At 66.2% G+C, this 18,504-nt stretch carries 17 protein-coding genes; 3 read left to right on the forward strand and 14 right to left on the reverse strand.

Annotation, left to right across the window (positions count from 1 at the left end; all coding sequences use genetic code 11):
- Positions 1–226: 226 nt before the first annotated feature.
- The 14 genes from AB3G45_RS04090 to AB3G45_RS04155 all read right to left on the reverse strand — a co-directional run bounded on the left by AB3G45_RS04090 (position 227) and on the right by AB3G45_RS04155 (position 15,669).
- Positions 227–2,785, reverse strand: a complete 2,559-nt coding sequence (locus AB3G45_RS04090) for a DNA translocase FtsK (RefSeq protein WP_367829368.1) — start codon at positions 2,783–2,785, stop codon at positions 227–229.
- A 200-nt stretch (positions 2,786–2,985) separates the two neighbouring features.
- On the reverse strand, positions 2,986–4,053 hold the full coding sequence (locus tag AB3G45_RS04095) for an ABC transporter ATP-binding protein (RefSeq protein WP_367829369.1): 1,068 nt from the start codon (positions 4,051–4,053) through the stop codon (positions 2,986–2,988).
- 11 nt (positions 4,054–4,064) lie between these two features.
- On the reverse strand, positions 4,065–4,895 hold the full coding sequence (locus AB3G45_RS04100; RefSeq protein ID WP_367829370.1) for a carbohydrate ABC transporter permease: 831 nt from the start codon (positions 4,893–4,895) through the stop codon (positions 4,065–4,067).
- A gap of 4 nt (positions 4,896–4,899) precedes the next feature.
- Positions 4,900–5,823, reverse strand: a complete 924-nt coding sequence (locus AB3G45_RS04105; protein ID WP_367829371.1) for a carbohydrate ABC transporter permease — start codon at positions 5,821–5,823, stop codon at positions 4,900–4,902.
- Positions 5,824–5,911: 88 nt separating this feature from the next.
- Complete coding sequence (locus tag AB3G45_RS04110; protein ID WP_367829372.1) at positions 5,912–7,171, reverse strand: sugar ABC transporter substrate-binding protein; 1,260 nt, start codon at positions 7,169–7,171, stop codon at positions 5,912–5,914.
- 40 nt (positions 7,172–7,211) lie between these two features.
- Entirely contained in the window at positions 7,212–8,384 is a 1,173-nt protein-coding gene (locus AB3G45_RS04115) for a PLP-dependent transferase (RefSeq protein ID WP_367829373.1), read from the reverse strand.
- Complete coding sequence (locus AB3G45_RS04120; RefSeq protein WP_367829848.1) at positions 8,381–9,103, reverse strand: FadR/GntR family transcriptional regulator; 723 nt, start codon at positions 9,101–9,103, stop codon at positions 8,381–8,383. The genes AB3G45_RS04115 and AB3G45_RS04120 overlap by 4 nt, the downstream gene beginning before the upstream one ends.
- A 170-nt stretch (positions 9,104–9,273) precedes the next feature.
- A complete protein-coding gene (gene mnhG, locus AB3G45_RS04125) occupies positions 9,274–9,672 on the reverse strand; it encodes a monovalent cation/H(+) antiporter subunit G (protein ID WP_367829374.1) in 399 nt (132 codons plus the stop codon).
- Positions 9,669–9,950: a K+/H+ antiporter subunit F gene (locus tag AB3G45_RS04130; RefSeq protein ID WP_367829375.1), complete on the reverse strand. Its 282-nt coding sequence runs from the start codon at positions 9,948–9,950 to the stop codon at positions 9,669–9,671. The genes mnhG and AB3G45_RS04130 overlap by 4 nt, the downstream gene beginning before the upstream one ends.
- A complete protein-coding gene (locus AB3G45_RS04135) occupies positions 9,947–10,423 on the reverse strand; it encodes a Na+/H+ antiporter subunit E (RefSeq protein ID WP_367829376.1) in 477 nt (158 codons plus the stop codon). The genes AB3G45_RS04130 and AB3G45_RS04135 overlap by 4 nt, the downstream gene beginning before the upstream one ends.
- 1 nt (position 10,424) lies before the next feature.
- The gene (locus AB3G45_RS04140) at positions 10,425–12,062 is read right to left on the reverse strand and encodes a monovalent cation/H+ antiporter subunit D (protein ID WP_367829377.1); all 1,638 of its coding nucleotides are present in this window, start codon (positions 12,060–12,062) and stop codon (positions 10,425–10,427) included.
- A complete protein-coding gene (locus AB3G45_RS04145) occupies positions 12,059–12,397 on the reverse strand; it encodes a Na+/H+ antiporter subunit C (RefSeq protein WP_367829378.1) in 339 nt (112 codons plus the stop codon). Before AB3G45_RS04145 ends, AB3G45_RS04140 begins: the two co-directional genes overlap by 4 nt.
- Positions 12,397–15,315, reverse strand: a complete 2,919-nt coding sequence (locus tag AB3G45_RS04150) for a monovalent cation/H+ antiporter subunit A (protein WP_367829379.1) — start codon at positions 15,313–15,315, stop codon at positions 12,397–12,399. The genes AB3G45_RS04145 and AB3G45_RS04150 overlap by 1 nt, the downstream gene beginning before the upstream one ends.
- A 99-nt stretch (positions 15,316–15,414) precedes the next feature.
- The gene (locus AB3G45_RS04155; protein WP_367829380.1) at positions 15,415–15,669 is read right to left on the reverse strand and encodes a hypothetical protein; all 255 of its coding nucleotides are present in this window, start codon (positions 15,667–15,669) and stop codon (positions 15,415–15,417) included.
- A gap of 534 nt (positions 15,670–16,203) precedes the next feature.
- Here AB3G45_RS04155 and AB3G45_RS04160 point away from each other — a divergent pair.
- The 3 genes from AB3G45_RS04160 to AB3G45_RS04170 all read left to right on the forward strand — a co-directional run bounded on the left by AB3G45_RS04160 (position 16,204) and on the right by AB3G45_RS04170 (position 18,452).
- Complete coding sequence (locus AB3G45_RS04160) at positions 16,204–16,518, forward strand: DUF2934 domain-containing protein (RefSeq protein ID WP_367829381.1); 315 nt, start codon at positions 16,204–16,206, stop codon at positions 16,516–16,518.
- A 115-nt stretch (positions 16,519–16,633) separates the two neighbouring features.
- A complete protein-coding gene (locus tag AB3G45_RS04165; protein WP_367829382.1) occupies positions 16,634–16,999 on the forward strand; it encodes a YbaN family protein in 366 nt (121 codons plus the stop codon).
- A 7-nt stretch (positions 17,000–17,006) separates the two neighbouring features.
- Positions 17,007–18,452 carry a deoxyribodipyrimidine photo-lyase gene (locus AB3G45_RS04170; RefSeq protein WP_367829383.1) on the forward strand — a complete coding sequence of 482 codons (1,446 nt, stop codon included), beginning with the start codon at positions 17,007–17,009 and terminating at the stop codon, positions 18,450–18,452.
- Positions 18,453–18,504 lie beyond the last annotated feature (52 nt).

Raw genomic sequence — 18,504 nt, forward strand, 5'->3', positions numbered from 1 at the left:
CCGGTTCTTCGGGCCGGCGGCACTATTCACAGATCGTTCCGCCATATGCAACAGGCCGGAAAGACCCTACTCCGGGCCAAATCGATTAAATGTGACACGCCCACCAAATTTCCCGTGAAGACGGCAAAAATCCGGCCCGCGATGGCGGGCCGGATCGAGAAATGCATTCCAATTCAAACAAATAGGACAAATGCCCGGCGACTGGGCAATCGCCGCCGGAGACAGCTCAGTCGTCGTCGCCCGGTTCCGGCGCCTGGAAGCTGCCGCGCTCGCCGGAAACGATCTCGCGCTTGCCGACATGGTTGGCGGGGCCGACGAGGCCTTCCTTCTCCATGCGCTCGACGAGGGAGGCGGCGCGGTTGTAGCCGACGGCAAGGCGCCGCTGGATATAGGAGGTCGAGCACTTGCGGTCGCGCATGACGACCTTGACGGCCTTCTCGTAGAGATCGTCGCCGTCTTCCGCCGCGATGTCGCCCTTGTCGAACACCGCCCCGCCGGCCGCCGGCTTCTCGTCCTCTTCTTCCTCTTCCCCGGCCGTCACGGTCTCCAGGTATTCCGGGCGACCCTGCGCCTTCAGGTGCAACACGACCTTCTCCACTTCCTCGTCGGAGACGAAGGGACCGTGCACGCGGGAAATGCGCCCGCCGCCGGCCATGTGCAGCATGTCGCCCTGGCCGAGCAGCTGTTCGGCGCCCTGCTCACCCAGAATGGTGCGGCTGTCGATCTTCGAGGTGACCTGGAAGGAGATGCGCGTCGGGAAATTGGCCTTGATCGTGCCGGTGATGACGTCGACGGACGGGCGCTGCGTCGCCATGATCAGGTGGATGCCGGCGGCGCGGGCCATCTGGGCGAGGCGCTGGATCGCGCCTTCGATCTCCTTGCCGGCGACCATCATCAGGTCGGCCATCTCGTCGACGATGACGACGATGTAGGGCATCGGGTCGAGGGCGAGTTCCTGCTCCTCGTGGATCGCCTCGCCGGTGCCCTTGTCGAAGCCGGTCTGGACGCTGATCGAGATCGTCTCGCCCTTGTCGCGCGCGGTGGCCACGCGGTTGTTGTAGCCGTCGATGTTGCGCACGCCGAGACGCGACATCTTCCTGTAGCGGTCCTCCATCTCGCGCACCGCCCATTTCAGCGCCATGACGGCCTTCTTGGGATCGGTGACGACGGGGGTGAGGAGGTGCGGGATGCCGTCGTAGATCGACAGTTCCAACATCTTCGGATCGACCATGATCAGGCGGCACTCTTCCGGGCGGAAGCGGTAGAGCAGCGACAGGATCATGGTGTTGATGGCGACGGACTTGCCCGAGCCGGTGGTGCCGGCGACGAGCAGATGCGGCATCTTGGCGAGTTCCGCGATGACGGGTTCGCCGCCGATGGTCTTGCCGAGGCAGATCGGCAGCTTGAAGCCGGTCCTGGCGAAATCCTGGCTCTCGATCATCTCGCGGAAATAGACCGTCTCGCGCGTCGCGTTCGGCAGTTCGATGCCGATGACGTTGCGGCCGGGCACGACCGCGACGCGGGCCGACAGCGCCGACATGGAGCGGGCGATATCGTCGGCAAGGCCGATGACGCGGGAGGATTTGACGCCGGGCGCCGGCTCGAATTCGTAGAGCGTGACGACGGGACCCGGGCGCACATGGATGATCTCCCCGCGCACGCCAAAATCTTCCAGCACGCTTTCGAGGAGGCCGGCATTCTGTTCGAGCTGTTCCTGCGTGAGGACATAGCCGACGGTGCCAGGAGGTTCCTGCAGGAGTTCGCGCGGCGGGTATTCGTAGGCCTCGCCCGCCGGCGTCGCCATCATGACCTGGAACGGCCGGGCGCGCGACAGCACCGAGGACGGGGCTTCGCGCACGGGCTCGACGACGGCGACCGGCGTGGCGGCGACAGGCTCGGCCTTGACCTCGGCGACAACCGGGACGGCCTCGGCCACCGTCTCGACGACCGGCGTCGCGATCACGGCAACGGGCGCAGCTTCGACCACCGCAGTCCGGGCGGCGGGCGGACGGCATTCGACGACGCGGAAGAGCGAGGCGATGGAAGGCACTTCCTGGCGCGTTTCACGAACCGCAACGGGCCGCGGCACGACGATGGCGGCGGGCGCCGGGACGGGCGGCGGCATGCGCACGACGGTGACGGCCGGCCGGACCGGCCGCTCGGCCGCATCCTCGTCCGGCACCAGCGTTTCCCAGAAGGCATGGTCGGAAAGGTTGGCAAAGCGGCTGATTGCGGTACGCACGTCGGTCTTCTCGGCTGGCTTCGGAATGGAAAGGGCCGGCATGGCGGCACGGGGGGCAGGCAACGGGACGGCCGGCTTGAACACGACGGCGGCTTCGGCGGGCGTTCCCGTCGTGCCGGCAGCGACCACCGCCTGGACCAGCGGTGGCACCGGCTCGGCGGCGGGAACCGCGGCGGCCTCGGCCGCCAGCGCTTCGGAGCGGCGGCGGCGGTCTTCCAGCGCTTCGCGCAGGCGCTGCAGCAGTTCCGCCTGGGAGAGTTGCGTCGTTCCGGCGGGCTGGGCGGGCTGCTCGACAACCGGCTCGGCCTGCTGCACCTCCTCGGCGGCCGCCTCCTCGATCCTGGCGGCGACCTTGTCGGGGGTGCGCGTGAAGCGGACATTCGGCGCCATGTAGAAATGGCTTTCCCAGCTTCCATCGGAATACTGGCCCGGGTCGTAGCTCCTCAGCGCCGGCGAGCGGAAGCGCGGGCGATAGTCCTCGTCGTTGGCGATCGGCTCGCCGGCCGCATGCCAATCCTCGACCTCGGGGGTCTCTTCCGGCAAAGCATTGTTTTCCTGGGAATAATACGGCGCTTGCTCGCCGGCTCCCTCTTCGGTTTCAAGGATGGGGTAGAAGTTTGTTCTGGAAATACGCATGAACCTGCAAACTCGACGATCATTGCCGATAGGGATGCGTAGATGGTTAGGAAATGAAGGTTAACATTGTCTTTGGACGGGACCGAAATCGTGTTCACGATCCCGTTTCAGTCCACTCGCCGACCGTCCGTTCCGAAGAGGTGAAGCCGCTCCTGCGGCAGGTCGACGCGCACGGTCGGGCCGGGATCCAGCATCGCCCGGTCGAGCGTGAAAATCTTCATCGGGACATCGTGGATGCTGACATGCATGATGATGCCGAAGCCCGTCGGCTCGATGAGATCGACTTTGGCCTCCAGCGCACCGCGCGCATCGAGCACGACATGCTCGGGGCGGATGCCGAGCGTCACCGCCGCGCCTGATTCGATGCCCTCCCGTTTCGGCACGGGCACCGTCGCGCCGTTTACGAGCCTGAGGTCCGCGTGCTCGCCCGAAACGACATAGCGCCCCTCGAAGAAATTCATGCCGGGCGAACCGATGAAGCCGGCGACGAAGAGATTGGCCGGCCGGTCGTAGAGATCGAGCGGCGTGCCGACCTGCTGGACGACGCCGGCATGCATGGCGACGATCCGGTCCGCCAGCGTCATCGCCTCGATCTGGTCGTGGGTGACGTAGATGGAGGTCGCACGAAGATCGCCGTGCAACTTCTTGATTTCGGCGCGCATCTGCTCGCGCAGGCGCGCATCGAGATTGGACAGCGGCTCGTCGAAGAGGAAGGCCTTCGGCTGGCGCACGATGGCGCGACCCATGGCGACGCGCTGGCGCTGGCCGCCGGAAAGCGCGCGCGGGCGGCGCTCCAGCAATGGATCGAGGCCGAGCTTGGCGGCGGCATTGCCGACGGCGCTCGCGATCTTGTCCTTCGTCGTGCGGCGAAGCTTCAGGCTGTAGCTCATGTTGTCGGCGACGCTCATATGCGGATAGAGCGCATAGGACTGGAACACCATGGCGATGTCCCGGTCCTTCGGGGCGAGGTTGTTGACCCGCTTGCCGTCGATGCGGATATCGCCGGAGGTCACGTCCTCCAGCCCGGCGATCATGCGCAGCAGCGTGGATTTCCCGCAGCCGGACGGGCCGACCAGCACGATGAACTCGCCGTCGCGGATGGTGAGGTCGACGCCGTGCAGCACGGGAAAGGCGCCGAAGCTCTTGGCGATGCCCTGGATATCGATGGAAGCCATGGAAGACCCTTTCAGCCTTTGACCGCGCCGGCCGTCAGGCCCTGCACGAGATAGCGCTGGATGAGGAGGAAGAAGAGGCAGGCCGGGATGAGCGCGAGAATGCCCGCCGCCATCATCTGCCCGAAATCGACGGAGAATTTAGACACGAAGGTGAGCAGGCCCACCGGGAAGGTCGCCGCGTCGTTGCCGGAGATCAGCATCAGCGCGAAGAGCAGCTCGCTCCAGGCGGCGGTGAAGACGAAGCCGAGCGTCGCGGCGATGCCGGGTAGCGTCAGCGGCAGGATGATCTGGCGGAAGGCGACGAACTGCGTCGCCCCGTCGATCATCGCCGCCTCCTCCAGGTCCTTCGGGATGCCGTCGAAGAAGGACTGCATGAGGAAGGTGGCAAAGGGCACGTTGAAGGCGGTGTAGACGATGATAAGGCCGGTGAGGCTGTTGGTGAGGCCGAGCGGCGAAAGCATCCTGAAGATCGGCGCGACCAGCATGACCAGCGGGAACATCTGCGTGATCAGCATCAGGGCGACGATCCAGTATTTCGCCCGGAAGCGGAAGCGCGACAGGGCGTAGCCGGCGAGCGAGGCGAGGATGGTGACGGTGACGGCCGTCGCGCCGGCGACGATCAGGCTGTTCTTGAAGAAGGTCGGGAAGGCGCTGTGGGCGATGACGAAGGTGTAATGCTCGAAGGTCGAGCGGGACGGCCACATGCGCACGCCCTCGCTGTAGAGCAGATCGTTCGGCGTCACCGAGACCTTGAGCAGCCAGAACAGCGGAAAGAGCGCCACGACGATATAGGCGAGGATCGCGAGCCGGTGCGCCACGGTGAGGAAAGGCTTGCTTCTCATGGTCTCACCCCTTGTTCAGCAACGTCTGGCGCAGCAGCACGATCAGCATGGAATAGACGAGCAGCAGCACGAGCAGCACCAGGGCGATGGCCGAGGCGTAACCGAAATCGAGCCGCTTGAAGGCCTGGGTGAAGATATAGCTCGCGACGATCTGCGTGCGGTCCGCCGGCCCGCCATTCGTCATGACGACGATGAGGTCGGCGAAATTGGAGATCCAGACGGTGCGCAGGAGGATGGTGATGGCGATGGTCGGCGCGAGGAACGGCAGGGTGATCGAGAGGAAGCGCTGCACCGGCCCGGCCCCGTCGATGCTGGCGGCCTCGTAGAGATCGCGCGGGATCGCCTGGAGCGCGGCAAGCAGGGTGATGGCGAAGAACGGAATGCCCCACCAGACATTGGCGGCGATCGGTCCCCACATGGCAAGGTGCGGATCGGAGAGGATGTTGTTCGGCGCGTCGAGAATGCCGAGCGCGTGCATCCAGTGCGGCAGCGGGCCGATCACCGGGTTGAACAGCCAGGCCCAGTTGAGGCCGGCAAGGAAGCTCGGCACCGCCCAGGGCAGGAAGACCAGCGCCTGCGCGAGGCCGCGCCCGGCGAAGGGCTTGTCGAGCAGCAGCGCGAGGATGAGGCCGAAGATGAACTGCAGGAAGACAGAGGCGCCCGTCCACCACAGCGTGTTGCGCAGCGCCCGGAAGAACGCCTGGTCCTCGCCGAGCGCGCGAAAATGATCGAGCCCGATGAAGCCGCCGGAAAGCGGGTTCAGAAGCTGGATATCGCGGAACGCGTAGGAAATGCCGAGCGCGAGCGGCACCAGCATGACGGTCACGATGAGGATCAGCGCCGGCGCGCTGTAGAGATAGGGTTCCGATGCGTCGGCGATCCGCTTCCTGAGCGGCCGCGCGGCATGCGGATGGGTGGCAGGGGTCATCGTCTCGCTTCCGTTGAAGGTGGCGGGGCGTCTTTGAACGGGTATCTCCGGGCGGAGCCTCGTATCTCCGCCCGGAGCGTTCCTCAGCCTATTTCTTGGCGAGGAACTTTTGCTGCGCCTTGGTCAGGTAGTCCGCCCACTGGCCGGCAAGGTCTTCCGGCGTGATGTCGCCGAGAAGGGCCTCCTGCGAGGTCTTGATGACCAGTGAATCCTTGAAGAAGGCGAATTCTTCCAGATGCGTCGGCATCACCGTGGGCACGGCATCCTTGTCCTCCAGTTCCGCGAACCAGCCCTTGAACTGCTCGCTGGCATAGAAGGGGTCCTTCTCCGCCGAGGTGTGCACCGGCAGCGCGCCCGTGCGCTTGTTCCACTCGATGTTGCCTTCCGGCCCTTCGAGCGTTTCGATCAGCTTCCAGGAGAGGTCCTTGTTGGCGCTGGAGGAGAACATCGACCAGCCGGCAAAGCCGATCGTCGGGAAGGTTTTTCCGGCCGGTCCCTTCGGCATGGTCATGATGCCGTAGTCCTCGGCCTTCATGCGCTCGGCAATGGCGATGAGCGCGTCCGGGTCCTGATCGAGGAAGGCGCAGGTGCCGGAATAAAAGCCCGCGACGATCTCGTTGAAGCCCCAGTTGACGCTGTCCTTCGGGGCGTAACCGTTCTTGTAGAGGTCGATCAGGAAGGTCAGGCCCTTCACCCAGCCCTCGCTGTCGAAGGTGGAGGTGCCGTCCTCGTTGAAGAATTTGTTGTCGCCGGCCATGGAGGCGCCGAACATCACCCAGCCGTTGAGCCCGCCCGGGCCGCCGCGCAGGCAATAGCCGTATTTGCCGGGCAGCGCCGAGACCTTCTTGGAGGCTTCGGCGAATTCGTCCAGCGTCTTCGGCGGCTCGGAGACGCCGGCTTCTTCGAGCAGCTTCTTGTTGTAGAACATGGCGCGCAGGTAGAAGCCGTAGGGCAGCATGTAGGCCGTGTCGTCGATGTCGCGGCCGAGTTCCAGCGCGCGCGGCGTGAGGCCCGCGGTATGCTCCCACTTCGCGAGATAGGGCTCAAGGCTTTCCAGCATGCCGTTGTTGGCATAGAGCGACAGCCAGGTGTCGGGCATTTCCATGACGTCCGGCACTTCGCCGGCCGAGACCATGGTGGCGAATTTCTGGAAGGCCTCGCCCCAGGGCAGCGAGATGATCTCGACCTTGGTGCCGGGGTTTGCCGCCTCGAACGTGCCGACGATGGATTTCAGCGTCTCGGTGCGCTCGGGGCTGGTGATCACCTCGACGAGCTTCAGCGTCGTGTCGGCCAGCGCGCTCGACGCCATCAGGGCGGTGATGAACGCCGCAGTCAAAAGTCTCTTCATGGTCGTTCCCTCTTTTCTGGTTTTCCTTGGAAGTTGGACGTCAGGTTTCGGTCGCGGCCGCTATTGCCGCGTCCAGGTCACTCCACAGGGCCTCGGTTCCCTCCAGGCCGACATGGAGACGCACGGACCGCGCATCGATGCCGAAGGCATGCGCGGAATTCGGTTGGGCTTTCTGCTGAAGAACCACCTCGCCCGGCACGATCAGGCTCTCATGCCCGCCCCAGGAGACGCCGAGCTTGAAGAGCTTCAGGCGGTCGGCGAAGGCGCGGATGTCGATGCCCTCGCGGAAGGTGAAGGAGAAGAGGCCGGAGGTGCCGGTCAGTCCCGGCGGCAGGCGGTTGGCGAGCGCGGGGTGGAAGACCTTGTCGACGATGTCGAGCGCCTGCAGGCGCCGGGCTATATCGAGCGCCGAGGCCTCGTGCGCCTTCATGCGGATCGGCAGGGTGCGCAGGCCCCGCACCAGCAGCCAGGCGTCGAAGGGCGAGAGCTTGCCGCCGAGATAGGGATAGGCTTCCGCGCGGATACGGCCGACGAGGTCCTTCGAACCGGCGACGACACCGGCGACGACGTCGCTGTGGCCGCCGAGATATTTCGAGGCCGAATGCAGCACGAGATCGACGCCGAGCGTCAGCGGCCGCTGGAAGACGGGGCTCGCCCAGCTGTTGTCGATGACGCTGACGACACCGTGCCGCTTGGCAAGCGCCGCGAGCGCGCCGACGTCGTGCGCCTCCATCACCCAGCTCGTCGGGCTTTCGAGATAGAGCAGCCTGGCGCCCGGCAGGGCTTTCGCCACCGCCTCCTCGTCGCGGCCGTCGACATAGGTCACCTCGACCTTCATGCGCTTCAGATGCGTGCCGAACAGGCGGAAGGCATCCGGGTAGCAGTGACGCACGGCGACGATGCGGTCGCCCGGCTCGACGAAGGAGAGCACGGTGGAGGAGATCGCCGCCATGCCGCTGGCAAAGCCCAGAGCGTCCTCGGCGCCTTCCAGCTTCGCCAGCATCTCCTCGAAGGCGCGCACCGTCGGGTTGAGGCCGCGCGTATAGATCGGCCGCACGATCTCGCCGCGATAGGCGGCGACCATCTCGTCATAGCTGCCGAAGGTGAAGAGCGAGGTCTGCACGATGGGCGGCACCACCGCGTCGAAGGCGTTCGCCTCGTCATGGGCGACGGTGAGGGCGGCAAAGTCGAACGGATCGGCTCCGTTGATCATCGGGACATGTCCTTGATGTCTTCCTCGACGACGGCGAGGATCTTTAGGGTTTCCGCCCGCGCCGCCTCGGGATCGCGGGCGGCGATGGCGTCGAAGAGCGTGCGGTGGAACGGGAAGGAGCGGCGGGCGAAGTCCGGCCGGTTGAACGGCTTTTCCCAGAAGCGCTCGAAGGCGCCGCGCATCTGCTCCAGAAGCTGCTTGAACAGCGGATTGTGCGTGGCGTCGTAGATGGCGAGGTGGAAGGCGAGGTCTTCCGGCCCGGACGTGCCCTTGGACAGGTGCACCCGCTCCATCTCGTCGAGCTTCGCCTCGATCGTCGCGACATCCTCTTGCGTGCGCCGCCGCGCGGCCACCATGCCGGCCTCGCATTCGATGCCCCGGCGAACCTCCAGCGTCTGCAGCAGCACGTCGCGCAGATGCACCGCATCGAAGGAAAGCGGCATGTGCACCGTCGCGCTCGTCACCGGCTTCAGGAGATAGGTGCCGCTGCCCTTGCGGCTTTCGATGACGCCGAGCGCCTGGAAATGGCGGATCGCCTCGCGGATCGTCGACCGGCCGACGGCCAGCGCCGCCATCAGCTCGCGTTCGGCCGGCAGCCGCTCGCCGGCCGCAAGGTTGGCGCGGTCGATATAGGAGGCCAGCGCCTCCGTCACCTGCCGCGCCCGGTCGATGGGCGGCAGCGGCGCGATCTGCGGCCTGTCGTTCCGCTCGCCCGGCATGATGCCAATTCCCCTGTTCTGCGTCAGCTTCTCAAATTGGTCTGACATCTTAGCATTATGCGGCGCGCGCCGTCTGTCAAGCGCCGATCATCCGTGAGCAGGCTGATCGCCAATGAAAAACGGGCCGATCGCAGGATCGGCCCGTTGCGCAATGTCGCTGGTATCGGTGGCTATTCGCCGGCGGCGGGGCGGCCCTCGGCCGCATCCTCCGTGATCGGCGCTTCCGCCGGAACGTCCGGATTGCCTTCCGCCCGGTCGCGATGCAGCGTCGCGCGCGCCAGCAGCATCAGCGTGACGGGGGTCGTCACGGTCACGAAGATGCCGATCAGGATCTCGTGCACGACGAGGCGGGTGGCGAGCACGGTGAAGAAGATCATCGAGGCCATGACGATGCCGCCGGTGCCCCAACTCGTGCCGAGCGTCGGAGCGTGGATGCGCTCGTAGAAGGTCGACAGGCGGACAAAGCCGATCGTGCCGATCAGCGTCAGGCTGGCGCCGACGACGAGGAGAAAGGACACGGCAAGCGCCGCCCAGGCCGGCACAGCGCTCGCTTGCTCGATCGCGCTCATTCGATCACCTCCCCGCGCATCAGGAACTTGGCGAGCGCGACGGTGGCGACGAAGCCGAGCATGCCGATGACCAGCGACGCCTCGAAATAGATGACCTGGCCGGTGCGAATGCCGAAGACCATCAGGAGCAGCATGGAGTTCACGTAGAGCGTGTCGAGCGCCAGGACGCGATCCTGCGCGCGGGGCCCGCGGAACATGCGGAAGGCCGCGAGCGCCATGGCGATGGCGAGGAACACCTCCGCGACGGTGATGGACCAGGCGAGGATCGTATGGCTCATTCGAAGATCTCCAGCAGCAGCGCCTCGTAGCGGGTCTTGATCAGGTCCTGCCATTCCGCCTCGTCGACGAGGTCGAGGACATGGATCAGCACCGTCTTGCTGAGCGAATTGTATTCCAGCCAGGCCGTGCCCGGCGTGCTGGTGATGATGACGGCGAGCACGGCGAGCGCCGTCGGGTTCTCCAGCGCCAGCGGCACGGTGATGAAGCCGGCCTTGTGCCGGCTCCGGCCGCCGGTGACGAGGATCGAGGCGACGGCGATGTTCGAGCGCAGGATGTCGTAGAGCACGATGCCGACGAGTTTCGGCAGCAGATACCATTTCGGCAGGCGCGGCTTCACCGGCCGAAGCGCGGCCATGCCCCAGGAAGCGAAGACCGAGACGATGCAGCCGAGGATGAGGTGGCCGAGGGTGAAGCCGTTGAGGGCCAGCCACATGAGGACGAGCGAGGCGCTGAGCAGCGGATAGGGCAGCATGTCAGATCCCTCCCCCGCCGTCCGGCCCGCTGGGTTCGGCGACGCCCGCCCTGCGCGCGTTGATCACGGCGTCGATATAGATGGCCGGCTGCTGCAGGTTGCGGATGGTCTCCTCCATGTAGCCCATCGCCGGCCCCGCCTTGACGGTGAGCGCCAGCGTCAGCGCGATCAAGAGCATGACCGGCGCCATCTCCATGACGAGGACCCGCGGCACAGTGCCTTCCATCGAGGCCCAGAAGGTGCGGATGCCGGCGCGCGTCATCGAGATCAGCGCCGCAAGCCCCGACAGGATGAGCAGGCCGACGATCCACCAGACGGAGGCCGCGACCGGCGCCGTGGCGTCGGCGCTCGTGCCGATCATGCCCGACAGCATGGCGAATTTCGCCACGAAGCCGGAGAGCGGCGGCAGGCCGGAGAGCAGGATGCCGCAGGCGGCAAAGCAGATGCCGAGCACGGCGATCGTCCCGGGCATGGTGACGCCGACCTCGACCTCCTCGTCCTCCTCGTCCGCATCGCCGTAGGCCTCCATGGTCACGGCAAGGACCGAAGCGCCGGCATCCTGCCCGCGCTCGACGAGTTCGATCAGCATGAAGAAGGCGGCGATCGTCAGCGTGGAACTGACCATGTAGAACAGCGCGCCCGAGGTCACCGTGCCGTTGTTGAGGCCGAGGACCGCCAGCAGCGTGCCGGAGGAGACGAGCACGGAATAGCTCGCGAGCCTACCGAGCGCCTGCGAGGCGAGAACCCCGATCGTCCCGAAGGCGATGGTCGCCATGCCGCCGTAGAGCAGCACGTTGAGGCCGAGGCCGGCCGAATCCCCCTGCCCGAAGACGAGCAGCGACAGGCGCAGGATGACGTAGATGCCGACCTTGCTCATGATGGCGAAGATGCCGGCGACAGGCGCGGTCGCCGCGCTGTAGGCACCCGGCAGCCAGAAGTTCAGCGGCCACATGCCGGCCTTGATGAGGAAGACGATGCCGAGGATGCCGGCGCCCGCCTCCAGCAGCATGCGCCGCTCGCCCTCGATCTCGCCGATGCGCACGGCAAGGTCCGCCATGTTGAGCGTGCCGGCCGAGCCATAGATGGCGCTGACGCCGATCAGGAAGCAGAGCGCGGCGGCGAGGTTGACGGCGATATAGTGCATGCCGGCCTTGACGCGCATGGAGCCGGAGCCGTGCATCAGCAGGCCGTAGGACGCGGCGAGCATCACCTCGAAGAAGACGAAGAGGTTGAACAGGTCGCCCGTCAGGAAGGCGCCGTTGAGGCCCATCAGCAGGAACTGGAACAGCGAGTGGAAATGCGCGCCGGCCGTGTGCCAGCGGGCGAGTGCGAAGACCAGCGTCGGAATGGCGAGGATCGAGGCGAGGACGAGCATCAGCGCCGACAGCCGGTCGACGACGAGGACGATGCCGAAGGGCGCCGGCCAGTTGCCGAGCAGATAGACGCCCTCGAACCCCTCCGAACCGTTGCCCGCGAGGCGGAACAGGCTGATGGCGACCGCCGCGAGCGCCAGGCACGACACGACGCCGATCATCGCCTTGAGGACGCGTTCGCGCTCGTCGAAGAGCAGGAGGAGCGCGCCCGCGACGAGCGGGATGACGATGGGCGCGATGATGAGATGTTGCTGCCAGCCGCTCATTTCGGCTGCTCCCTGCCGTCGACATGGTCCGTGCCGGTCAGGCCGCGCGTCGCCAGCAGCACCACGAGGAAGAGCGCCGTCGTCGCAAAGCCGATGACGATGGCGGTGAGCACCAGCGCGTGCGGCACCGGATCGGTCACCGCCCCGATGTCGACGCCGTCCCCCAGCAGCGGCGCGGCATTGGATTTCACGCCGCCGACCGCGAAGATGAAGAGGTTCACCGCATAGGAGAGCAGCGAGAGGCCGATGATGACCTGGTAGGTGCGCGGACGCAGGATGAGCCAGACGCCGGAGCCCGTCATGATGCCGATACCGATCGAAAGAACGAGTTCCATCAGGCCTCCTCCGCCTTGGGGGCTTCGAGATTGCGGACCCGATGCATGCGTATGGACTGGTGCGCGAGCGCGATGAGGATCAGCACCGTGGCGCCGACGACGAGCGAGAAGACGCCGAGGTCGAAGAACAGCGCGGTTGCCGCCGGCACCTTGCCGATGACGGGGATCTCGACATATTGCGAATAGGTCGTCAGGAACGGGTAGCCGAGCGCCCAGGCGCCCATGCCCGTCACCGCTGCCAGCAGCAGGCCGATGCCCATCCAGCGCAGCGGCAGGATGCGCAGCCGGTCCTCCGACCAGCGCACGCCGCTGCCGAGATATTGCAGCAGGAAGGCGATCGCCATGGTGATGCCGCCGGCAAAGCCGCCGCCCGGCAGGTCGTGCCCGCGCAGGAGCAGGTAGATCGAGAAGGTGATGATGACGGGGAACATCCACTGCATGATGACCGAGGGCACCAGCAGGTAGTCGCGCACCGTGTCGCCGGCCGAGCGCTCGGGGCGTTCGGCGTCATAGGCATTCTGAATGCGCTGCTGTTCCGGCTTCTCGATGCTGTCGGGCGCCGGGCGGAAACGGCGCAGCAGCGCGAAGACCGTCAGCGCCACGATGGCCAGCACCGCGATCTCGCCCATCGTGTCGAAGCCGCGGAAATCGACGAGGATGACGTTGACGACGTTGCGCCCGCCGCCTTCCGTATAGGCCTTTTCGAGGAAATAGCTGGCGATGGCGTCCGGCACCGGCTGCTTCATGATGGCATAGGACAGGATGAACATGCCGAAGCCGCAGGAGACCGCGAGCAGGAAATCGCGGAAGCGCCGGCCTCGGGCCGCCAGCGCGACGGAATTGTCGACCTTCTCCGAGCGCTTGGGCAGCCAGCGCAGGCCGAGCAGCAGCAGGACCGTCGTGACGATTTCCACGACGAGCTGCGTGATGGCGAGGTCCGGCGCGGAAAGCCAGACGAAGGTGATGCAGGTCGTGATGCCCGCGCCGCCGAGCAGGACGAGCGCGGCGAGGCGATGGTATTTCGCCTGGTAGGCCGCCCCCAGCGCACAGAAGGCGCCGATGCTCCAGATGCCGGCAAAGATGGGATCGATCCCCTCGAAGACCAGCGGCGTCGGCGTGAAGCCCGCCATGTAGAGCGGCACGACGCCCGCCAGCAGCCCGGCCGCCGTGACGAGGCGGAGCTGCGGCTGGAGATTGCGCGTGCCGAGCCGGCTTTCCAGCCAGCGCGCCCATTTCCACGACACGGTGACGAGCACGCGCTCGAAGATGCGCTGGCCGCCGAGATGGCGGAAGAGCGGCGGCCCGTCGTCGCATCTGGCGAGATAGTCCTTCAGCACCACATAGAGCGCGACGCCGCCGACGAGCGCGATCATGCTCATGATGAGCGGCGTGTTGATGCCGTGCCAGATGGCGAGGCTGTATTCCGGCGTGCGCGTGCCGAGCACCGAGACGACGGCCGAATGCAGGAACGGGCCGATCGACAGCGACGGGATGATGCCGACGACGAGGCAGGCGAGCACCAGGAACTCGATCGGGAAGCGCATCCAGTGCGGCGGCTCGTGCGGCTTGGGTTTTGGCAGGTCGACCGGCTCGGGGCCGAAGAAGACCATGTGGATGAAGCGGAGCGAATAGGCGACGGAGAAGGCGCCGGCGAGCGTCGCGATATAGGGCAGCATGCGGTCGAGCACGGAATCGGCATGCGTTTCCACCGCCTCGGCGAAGAACATCTCCTTGGAGATGAAGCCGTTGAGCAGCGGCACGCCGGCCATGGCCGCGCTCGCCACCATGGCGAGCGTGCCGGTTATCGGAAGGTATTTGAGGAGCCCGCTCAATCGTCGCATGTCGCGCGTGCCGGTCTCGTGGTCGATGATGCCGGCGGCCATGAAGAGCGAGGCCTTGAAGGTGGCGTGGTTCATCATGTGGAAGATCGCCGCCACGGCGGCGACCGGGCTTCCGAGGCTGAGCAGCGTGGTGATGAGGCCGAGATGGCTGATCGTCGAATAGGCGAGCAGGCCCTTCAGGTCCTGCTGGAACATGGCGAAATAGGCGCCGAGGAGAAGCGTGCTGATGCCGGCGATGCCGACCAGCATGAACCATTCGTAGGTGCCAGACAGCGCCGGCCAGAGCCGCACGAGCAGGAACACGCCCGCCTTCACCATGGTCGCCGAATGCAGATAGGCCGAGACGGGCGTCGGGGCGGCCATGGCATTGGGCAGCCAGAAGTGGAACGGCACCTGCGCGCTCTTCGTCAGCGCGCCGATGAGGATCAGCACCAGCGCGGTCAGGTAGAGCGGATGCGCCTTGATCAGGTCGCCGGACGAGAGCACCACGTCGAGATCGTAGCTGCCGACGATATGGCCGAGCACCAGCAGGCCGGCAAGCAGGCAGAAGCCGCCGATGCCGGTGATGGTCAGCGCCATGCGCGCGCCGTCGCGGGCGGCGGCATTGTGGTGCCAGTAGCTGATCAGGAGGAAGGAGAAGATGCTGGTCAGTTCCCAGAACACCGAGAGCAGGATGATGTTGCCCGACAGCACGATGCCGAGCATCGAGCCCATGAAGGCGAGCAGGAAGGAGAAGAAGCGCGGAACCGGGTCCTCCTCCGACATGTAATAGCGCGCATAGAGCACGACGAGGCAGCCGATGCCGGTGATCAGCATCGCAAAGAGCCAAGCGAAGCCATCCATGCGCAGCGTGACATTGAGCCCGAGCTGCGGCAGCCATTCGAGATCGAGCCGGACCTTGCCGCCCTCGCGCACCGCGGGATAGAGCGCGGCGGTCAGCACCAGGCAGACGAAGGCGACCGCGCCGGACATGCGCGCGGCGAGCACCCTCGAATCGGTCCGCAGCAGGATGGTCGCGGCAAGGCTTCCCGCGAAGGGAAGGCAGACCAGCAGGACCAGAATCATGTCACCTGTCATCGTTTGATCGATCGCTTTCGAACGTCAGAGCTTCTCACGCGCCGGCGCGCCGGCGATATCGGGAAGACCGCGGCGACCGAAGGAACGATCGGGCGGTCGTCAGGAAAAATTCAACGGAGGGGCACGCGCCCCGCGCTTGTCCATGCGCCCGGCGCCGGGATCCGGCGCCAGAACGACGGCGAGCGCGGCAACCGCACCCTCGACTCCGAAGGCCGCCCGGGCCGGCAGGCAGGCGAGATCGGTCCCCGGCCTCTCGATGGACGTCGCCTTGCCGGCGACGACGCGCTTGCGGCATTCCATGTCGGGAAGCGCCGAGGGGTGGCCCGCGGTCTTCTGGACGCCGTATCGAAGCATTTTCGAGCCGGCACCGGCGGCGGAAGGAGCCGGGAGGGTGGATACCAGCAGCAAAAGACAGGTGAGCGCCGTGCAGAAGAGGCAAAGGGCCCGACGAACAGGTCGATGCTGTTGCCTTGATACTGCCAAACGCCCTGCCTCTCGAACCCGCCGCCCATGTTGAATATTCTCTCATCCGGACAATACGTTGGCGGGATTGGCGCTGTCCACCCGCAAGCGTGAAACTTTTCCGGAATTCCGCCGTTTTGCCGCAGCCGACAGCATGTTTTTTCCTTTCCGGCCGGCAAACGGTCATCCTGTCGCACCCGTGTCTGCTTGATGCGCTGCCGCTTTGGGCGCATCCTAGCCTCGCGAATCGCATGAAGCAGACTTGGCTCCCGTGGGCGACGCCCGGAGCGCAGATGCACCCGATATCCGGACCCGCCGGTCGATGATCTCCCGGCCGTCCGGCGAATTCCGTGTCCCGATTCCGCCTGCCCTTCCAGCAGCACATCGGCGGCACGACGTCAGTTCACACGTCAACGGGGATTAGCGATGATGGATGCGCGAAGGGAATGGATCAGCAAGCGGGCCTACACGCTGTGGGAAGAGGCGGGACGCCCCCATGGCCATGACGCAGAGCACTGGGAACAGGCCGTGCAGGAGCGCGACGAGTTCGAGCGCGTGGCGCTTGCCCCGGAGGCCCGGCAGGCCGGCGCTGCAAAGCCGCTGATCGAAATATCCGGCAAGCCGCCGGCGAAGAAATCCGAGGCGGCCAAGCCGCGCAAGAAGGCAGAAGCCGCGGCGGAAAAGCCGGTCGCCGTGAAGGCGAAATCCGCCAGGACGCCGGGGAACGGCAAGGAAGCCTGATCGCGCCTGCCGGCAAAGCGACCGCTTCCCGCCGGCCTGCGGCATCGTTCCTCTTGGAGATGGCGGTGCGAGGCCCTATGTGAACGGCCGGTGCGGGCTGAAGCGAGGATATCCGGTGCGTTCGATCTATCTGGCGGCAGGCATGCTGATGACGGCGGTCGGCATCGTCGGCGTCTTCCTGCCGCTGTTGCCGACGACGCCGTTCCTGCTCGTCGCGGTCTGGTGCTTCTCCCGCTCCTCGCCGCGCCTCGAGCAATGGCTGCTGACCCATCGCACCCTCGGCCCGCCGCTGGCGAACTGGCGCCGCGAGGGCGCGATTTCGGCGCGCGCCAAGACGATCGCCCTCTGCCTCATCGCCGCAAGTTACGGCTTCTTCTATTACCGCACGGCGCCCTCGCCTCTCCTCGCCATTATCGTCGGCCTCATCCTGTCGGCAAGCGCGCTCTTCATCCTGACCCGGCCGCTGCCGAGGAGGACTTGAACGTCCCATGGCAACCAACCCTGCTCCGGTCGTCGTGTGGTTCCGCAAGGACCTGCGCACCGACGACAATGCGGCCCTCGCGGCCGCGGCGCAAACCGGGCGCCCCGTCCTCCCGCTCTACATCCTGGAGCCCGTCGAGGCCGGGACAGGTCCGCTCGGCGCCGCCCAGCGGTGGTGGCTGCACCATGCGCTCGCCGCGCTCGCCAAAAGCCTCTCCGGTCTCGGCGCGCCGCTCGTCCTGCGCGCGGGGCCGGCCGATGCCGCTCTTGACACCGTGATCGCCGAGAGCGGCGCCGACACCATCCACTGGAACCGCCGGCACGATCCGCCGGGCATGGCGATCGACCGCAAGATCAAGGCCGTGCTGAAAGCGCGCAGCCTCGTTGCCACCAGCTTTGCCGGCCAGTTGCTGCACGATCCGACCCGCCTCCTGACGGGAGAGAAGAAGCCCTTCCGCGTCTATACGCCGTTCTGGAAGGCGCTGGAGCGGGCGGGCGAACCCCATGAGCCGATCGACCCGCCGGCAAGGCTGATCGGCTTTCCCGGGTCCGTCGCGTCGGACCGCCTGGAGGACTGGCACCTCGCGCCGGAAAGACCCGATTGGGCGGCACCGTTCCACGAGGTCTGGACACCGGGCGAAGCCGCCGCGCGGGAGCGCCTCGAAACCTTCGTGGACGGCGCGCTCGACGGTTACGCCGTTGACCGCGACCGCCCCGCCCTCCACGCCACCTCGATGCTCTCGCCCTATCTGGCGCTCGGCGAAATCTCCCCCGCCCGCATCTGGCATGCCACCCGCGGCCTCGACGCACCGGCGGGCGATCTCGTTCATTTCCGCAAGGAACTGGCCTGGCGCGAATTCTGCTACCACCTGCATTTTCATTTTCCCGCTCTTGCGGAGAAGAACTGGAACGAGCGGTTCGACGCCTTTCCCTGGGAGGAACTCGGCGAGGTCTTCACCCTCTGGACACGCGGCCTGACGGGATATCCGATCGTCGATGCCGGTATGCGGCAACTCTGGCGGCACGGCTGGATGCACAACCGCGCGCGCATGATCACGGCCTCCTTCCTCATCAAGCACCTGATGATCGACTGGCGGCACGGCGAGACATGGTTCCGCGACACGCTGGTGGATGCCGATGCGGCATCGAATGCGGCGAACTGGCAATGGGTGGCCGGCTCGGGCGCGGACGCCTCGCCCTTCTTCCGCATCTTCAACCCGATCCTGCAGGGCGAGAAATTCGACCCGGACGGCGCCTATGTCCGCCGGTTCGTGCCGGAGCTCGAAAATCTGGATGCCGCCTGGATCCACAAGCCCTTCGACGCACCGCAGGCCGCGTTGGCAAGGGCCGGCGTCGATCTCGGCAAGACCTATCCCAAGCCCCTCGTCGACCATGGCCACGCCCGGCAGCGGGCACTCGCGGCCTACAAATCGCTGAAGGCGGATGGGGCCTAGAGCGTTTCCGCTTTTCTTCGAATCGCGAAAACGCTCTATCTTTTTGTTTTAA

The sequence above is a fragment of the Shinella sp. S4-D37 genome, assembly GCF_040812195.1.
In the GTDB taxonomy this organism is placed as follows: Bacteria; Pseudomonadota; Alphaproteobacteria; order Rhizobiales; family Rhizobiaceae; genus Shinella.

Excerpts from the sequence above, each read along its gene's own strand:
- mnhG (WP_367829374.1), bottom strand. The coding sequence starts at position 9,672 with ATGAGCGCGATCGAGCAAGCGAGCGCTGTGCCGGCCTGGGCGGCGCTT.
- AB3G45_RS04115 (WP_367829373.1), bottom strand. The coding sequence starts at position 8,384 with ATGATCAACGGAGCCGATCCGTTCGACTTTGCCGCCCTCACCGTCGCC.
- AB3G45_RS04095 (WP_367829369.1), bottom strand. The coding sequence starts at position 4,053 with ATGGCTTCCATCGATATCCAGGGCATCGCCAAGAGCTTCGGCGCCTTT.
- AB3G45_RS04150 (WP_367829379.1), bottom strand. The coding sequence starts at position 15,315 with ATGACAGGTGACATGATTCTGGTCCTGCTGGTCTGCCTTCCCTTCGCG.
- AB3G45_RS04140 (WP_367829377.1), bottom strand. The coding sequence starts at position 12,062 with ATGAGCGGCTGGCAGCAACATCTCATCATCGCGCCCATCGTCATCCCG.
- AB3G45_RS04110 (WP_367829372.1), bottom strand. The coding sequence starts at position 7,171 with ATGAAGAGACTTTTGACTGCGGCGTTCATCACCGCCCTGATGGCGTCG.
- AB3G45_RS04160 (WP_367829381.1), top strand. The coding sequence starts at position 16,204 with ATGATGGATGCGCGAAGGGAATGGATCAGCAAGCGGGCCTACACGCTG.
- AB3G45_RS04120 (WP_367829848.1), bottom strand. The coding sequence starts at position 9,103 with ATGCCGGGCGAGCGGAACGACAGGCCGCAGATCGCGCCGCTGCCGCCC.
- AB3G45_RS04155 (WP_367829380.1), bottom strand. The coding sequence starts at position 15,669 with ATGCTTCGATACGGCGTCCAGAAGACCGCGGGCCACCCCTCGGCGCTT.
- AB3G45_RS04145 (WP_367829378.1), bottom strand. The coding sequence starts at position 12,397 with ATGGAACTCGTTCTTTCGATCGGTATCGGCATCATGACGGGCTCCGGC.
- AB3G45_RS04100 (WP_367829370.1), bottom strand. The coding sequence starts at position 4,895 with ATGAGAAGCAAGCCTTTCCTCACCGTGGCGCACCGGCTCGCGATCCTC.
- AB3G45_RS04130 (WP_367829375.1), bottom strand. The coding sequence starts at position 9,950 with ATGAGCCATACGATCCTCGCCTGGTCCATCACCGTCGCGGAGGTGTTC.
- AB3G45_RS04105 (WP_367829371.1), bottom strand. The coding sequence starts at position 5,823 with ATGACCCCTGCCACCCATCCGCATGCCGCGCGGCCGCTCAGGAAGCGG.
- AB3G45_RS04135 (WP_367829376.1), bottom strand. The coding sequence starts at position 10,423 with ATGCTGCCCTATCCGCTGCTCAGCGCCTCGCTCGTCCTCATGTGGCTG.
- AB3G45_RS04170 (WP_367829383.1), top strand. The coding sequence starts at position 17,007 with ATGGCAACCAACCCTGCTCCGGTCGTCGTGTGGTTCCGCAAGGACCTG.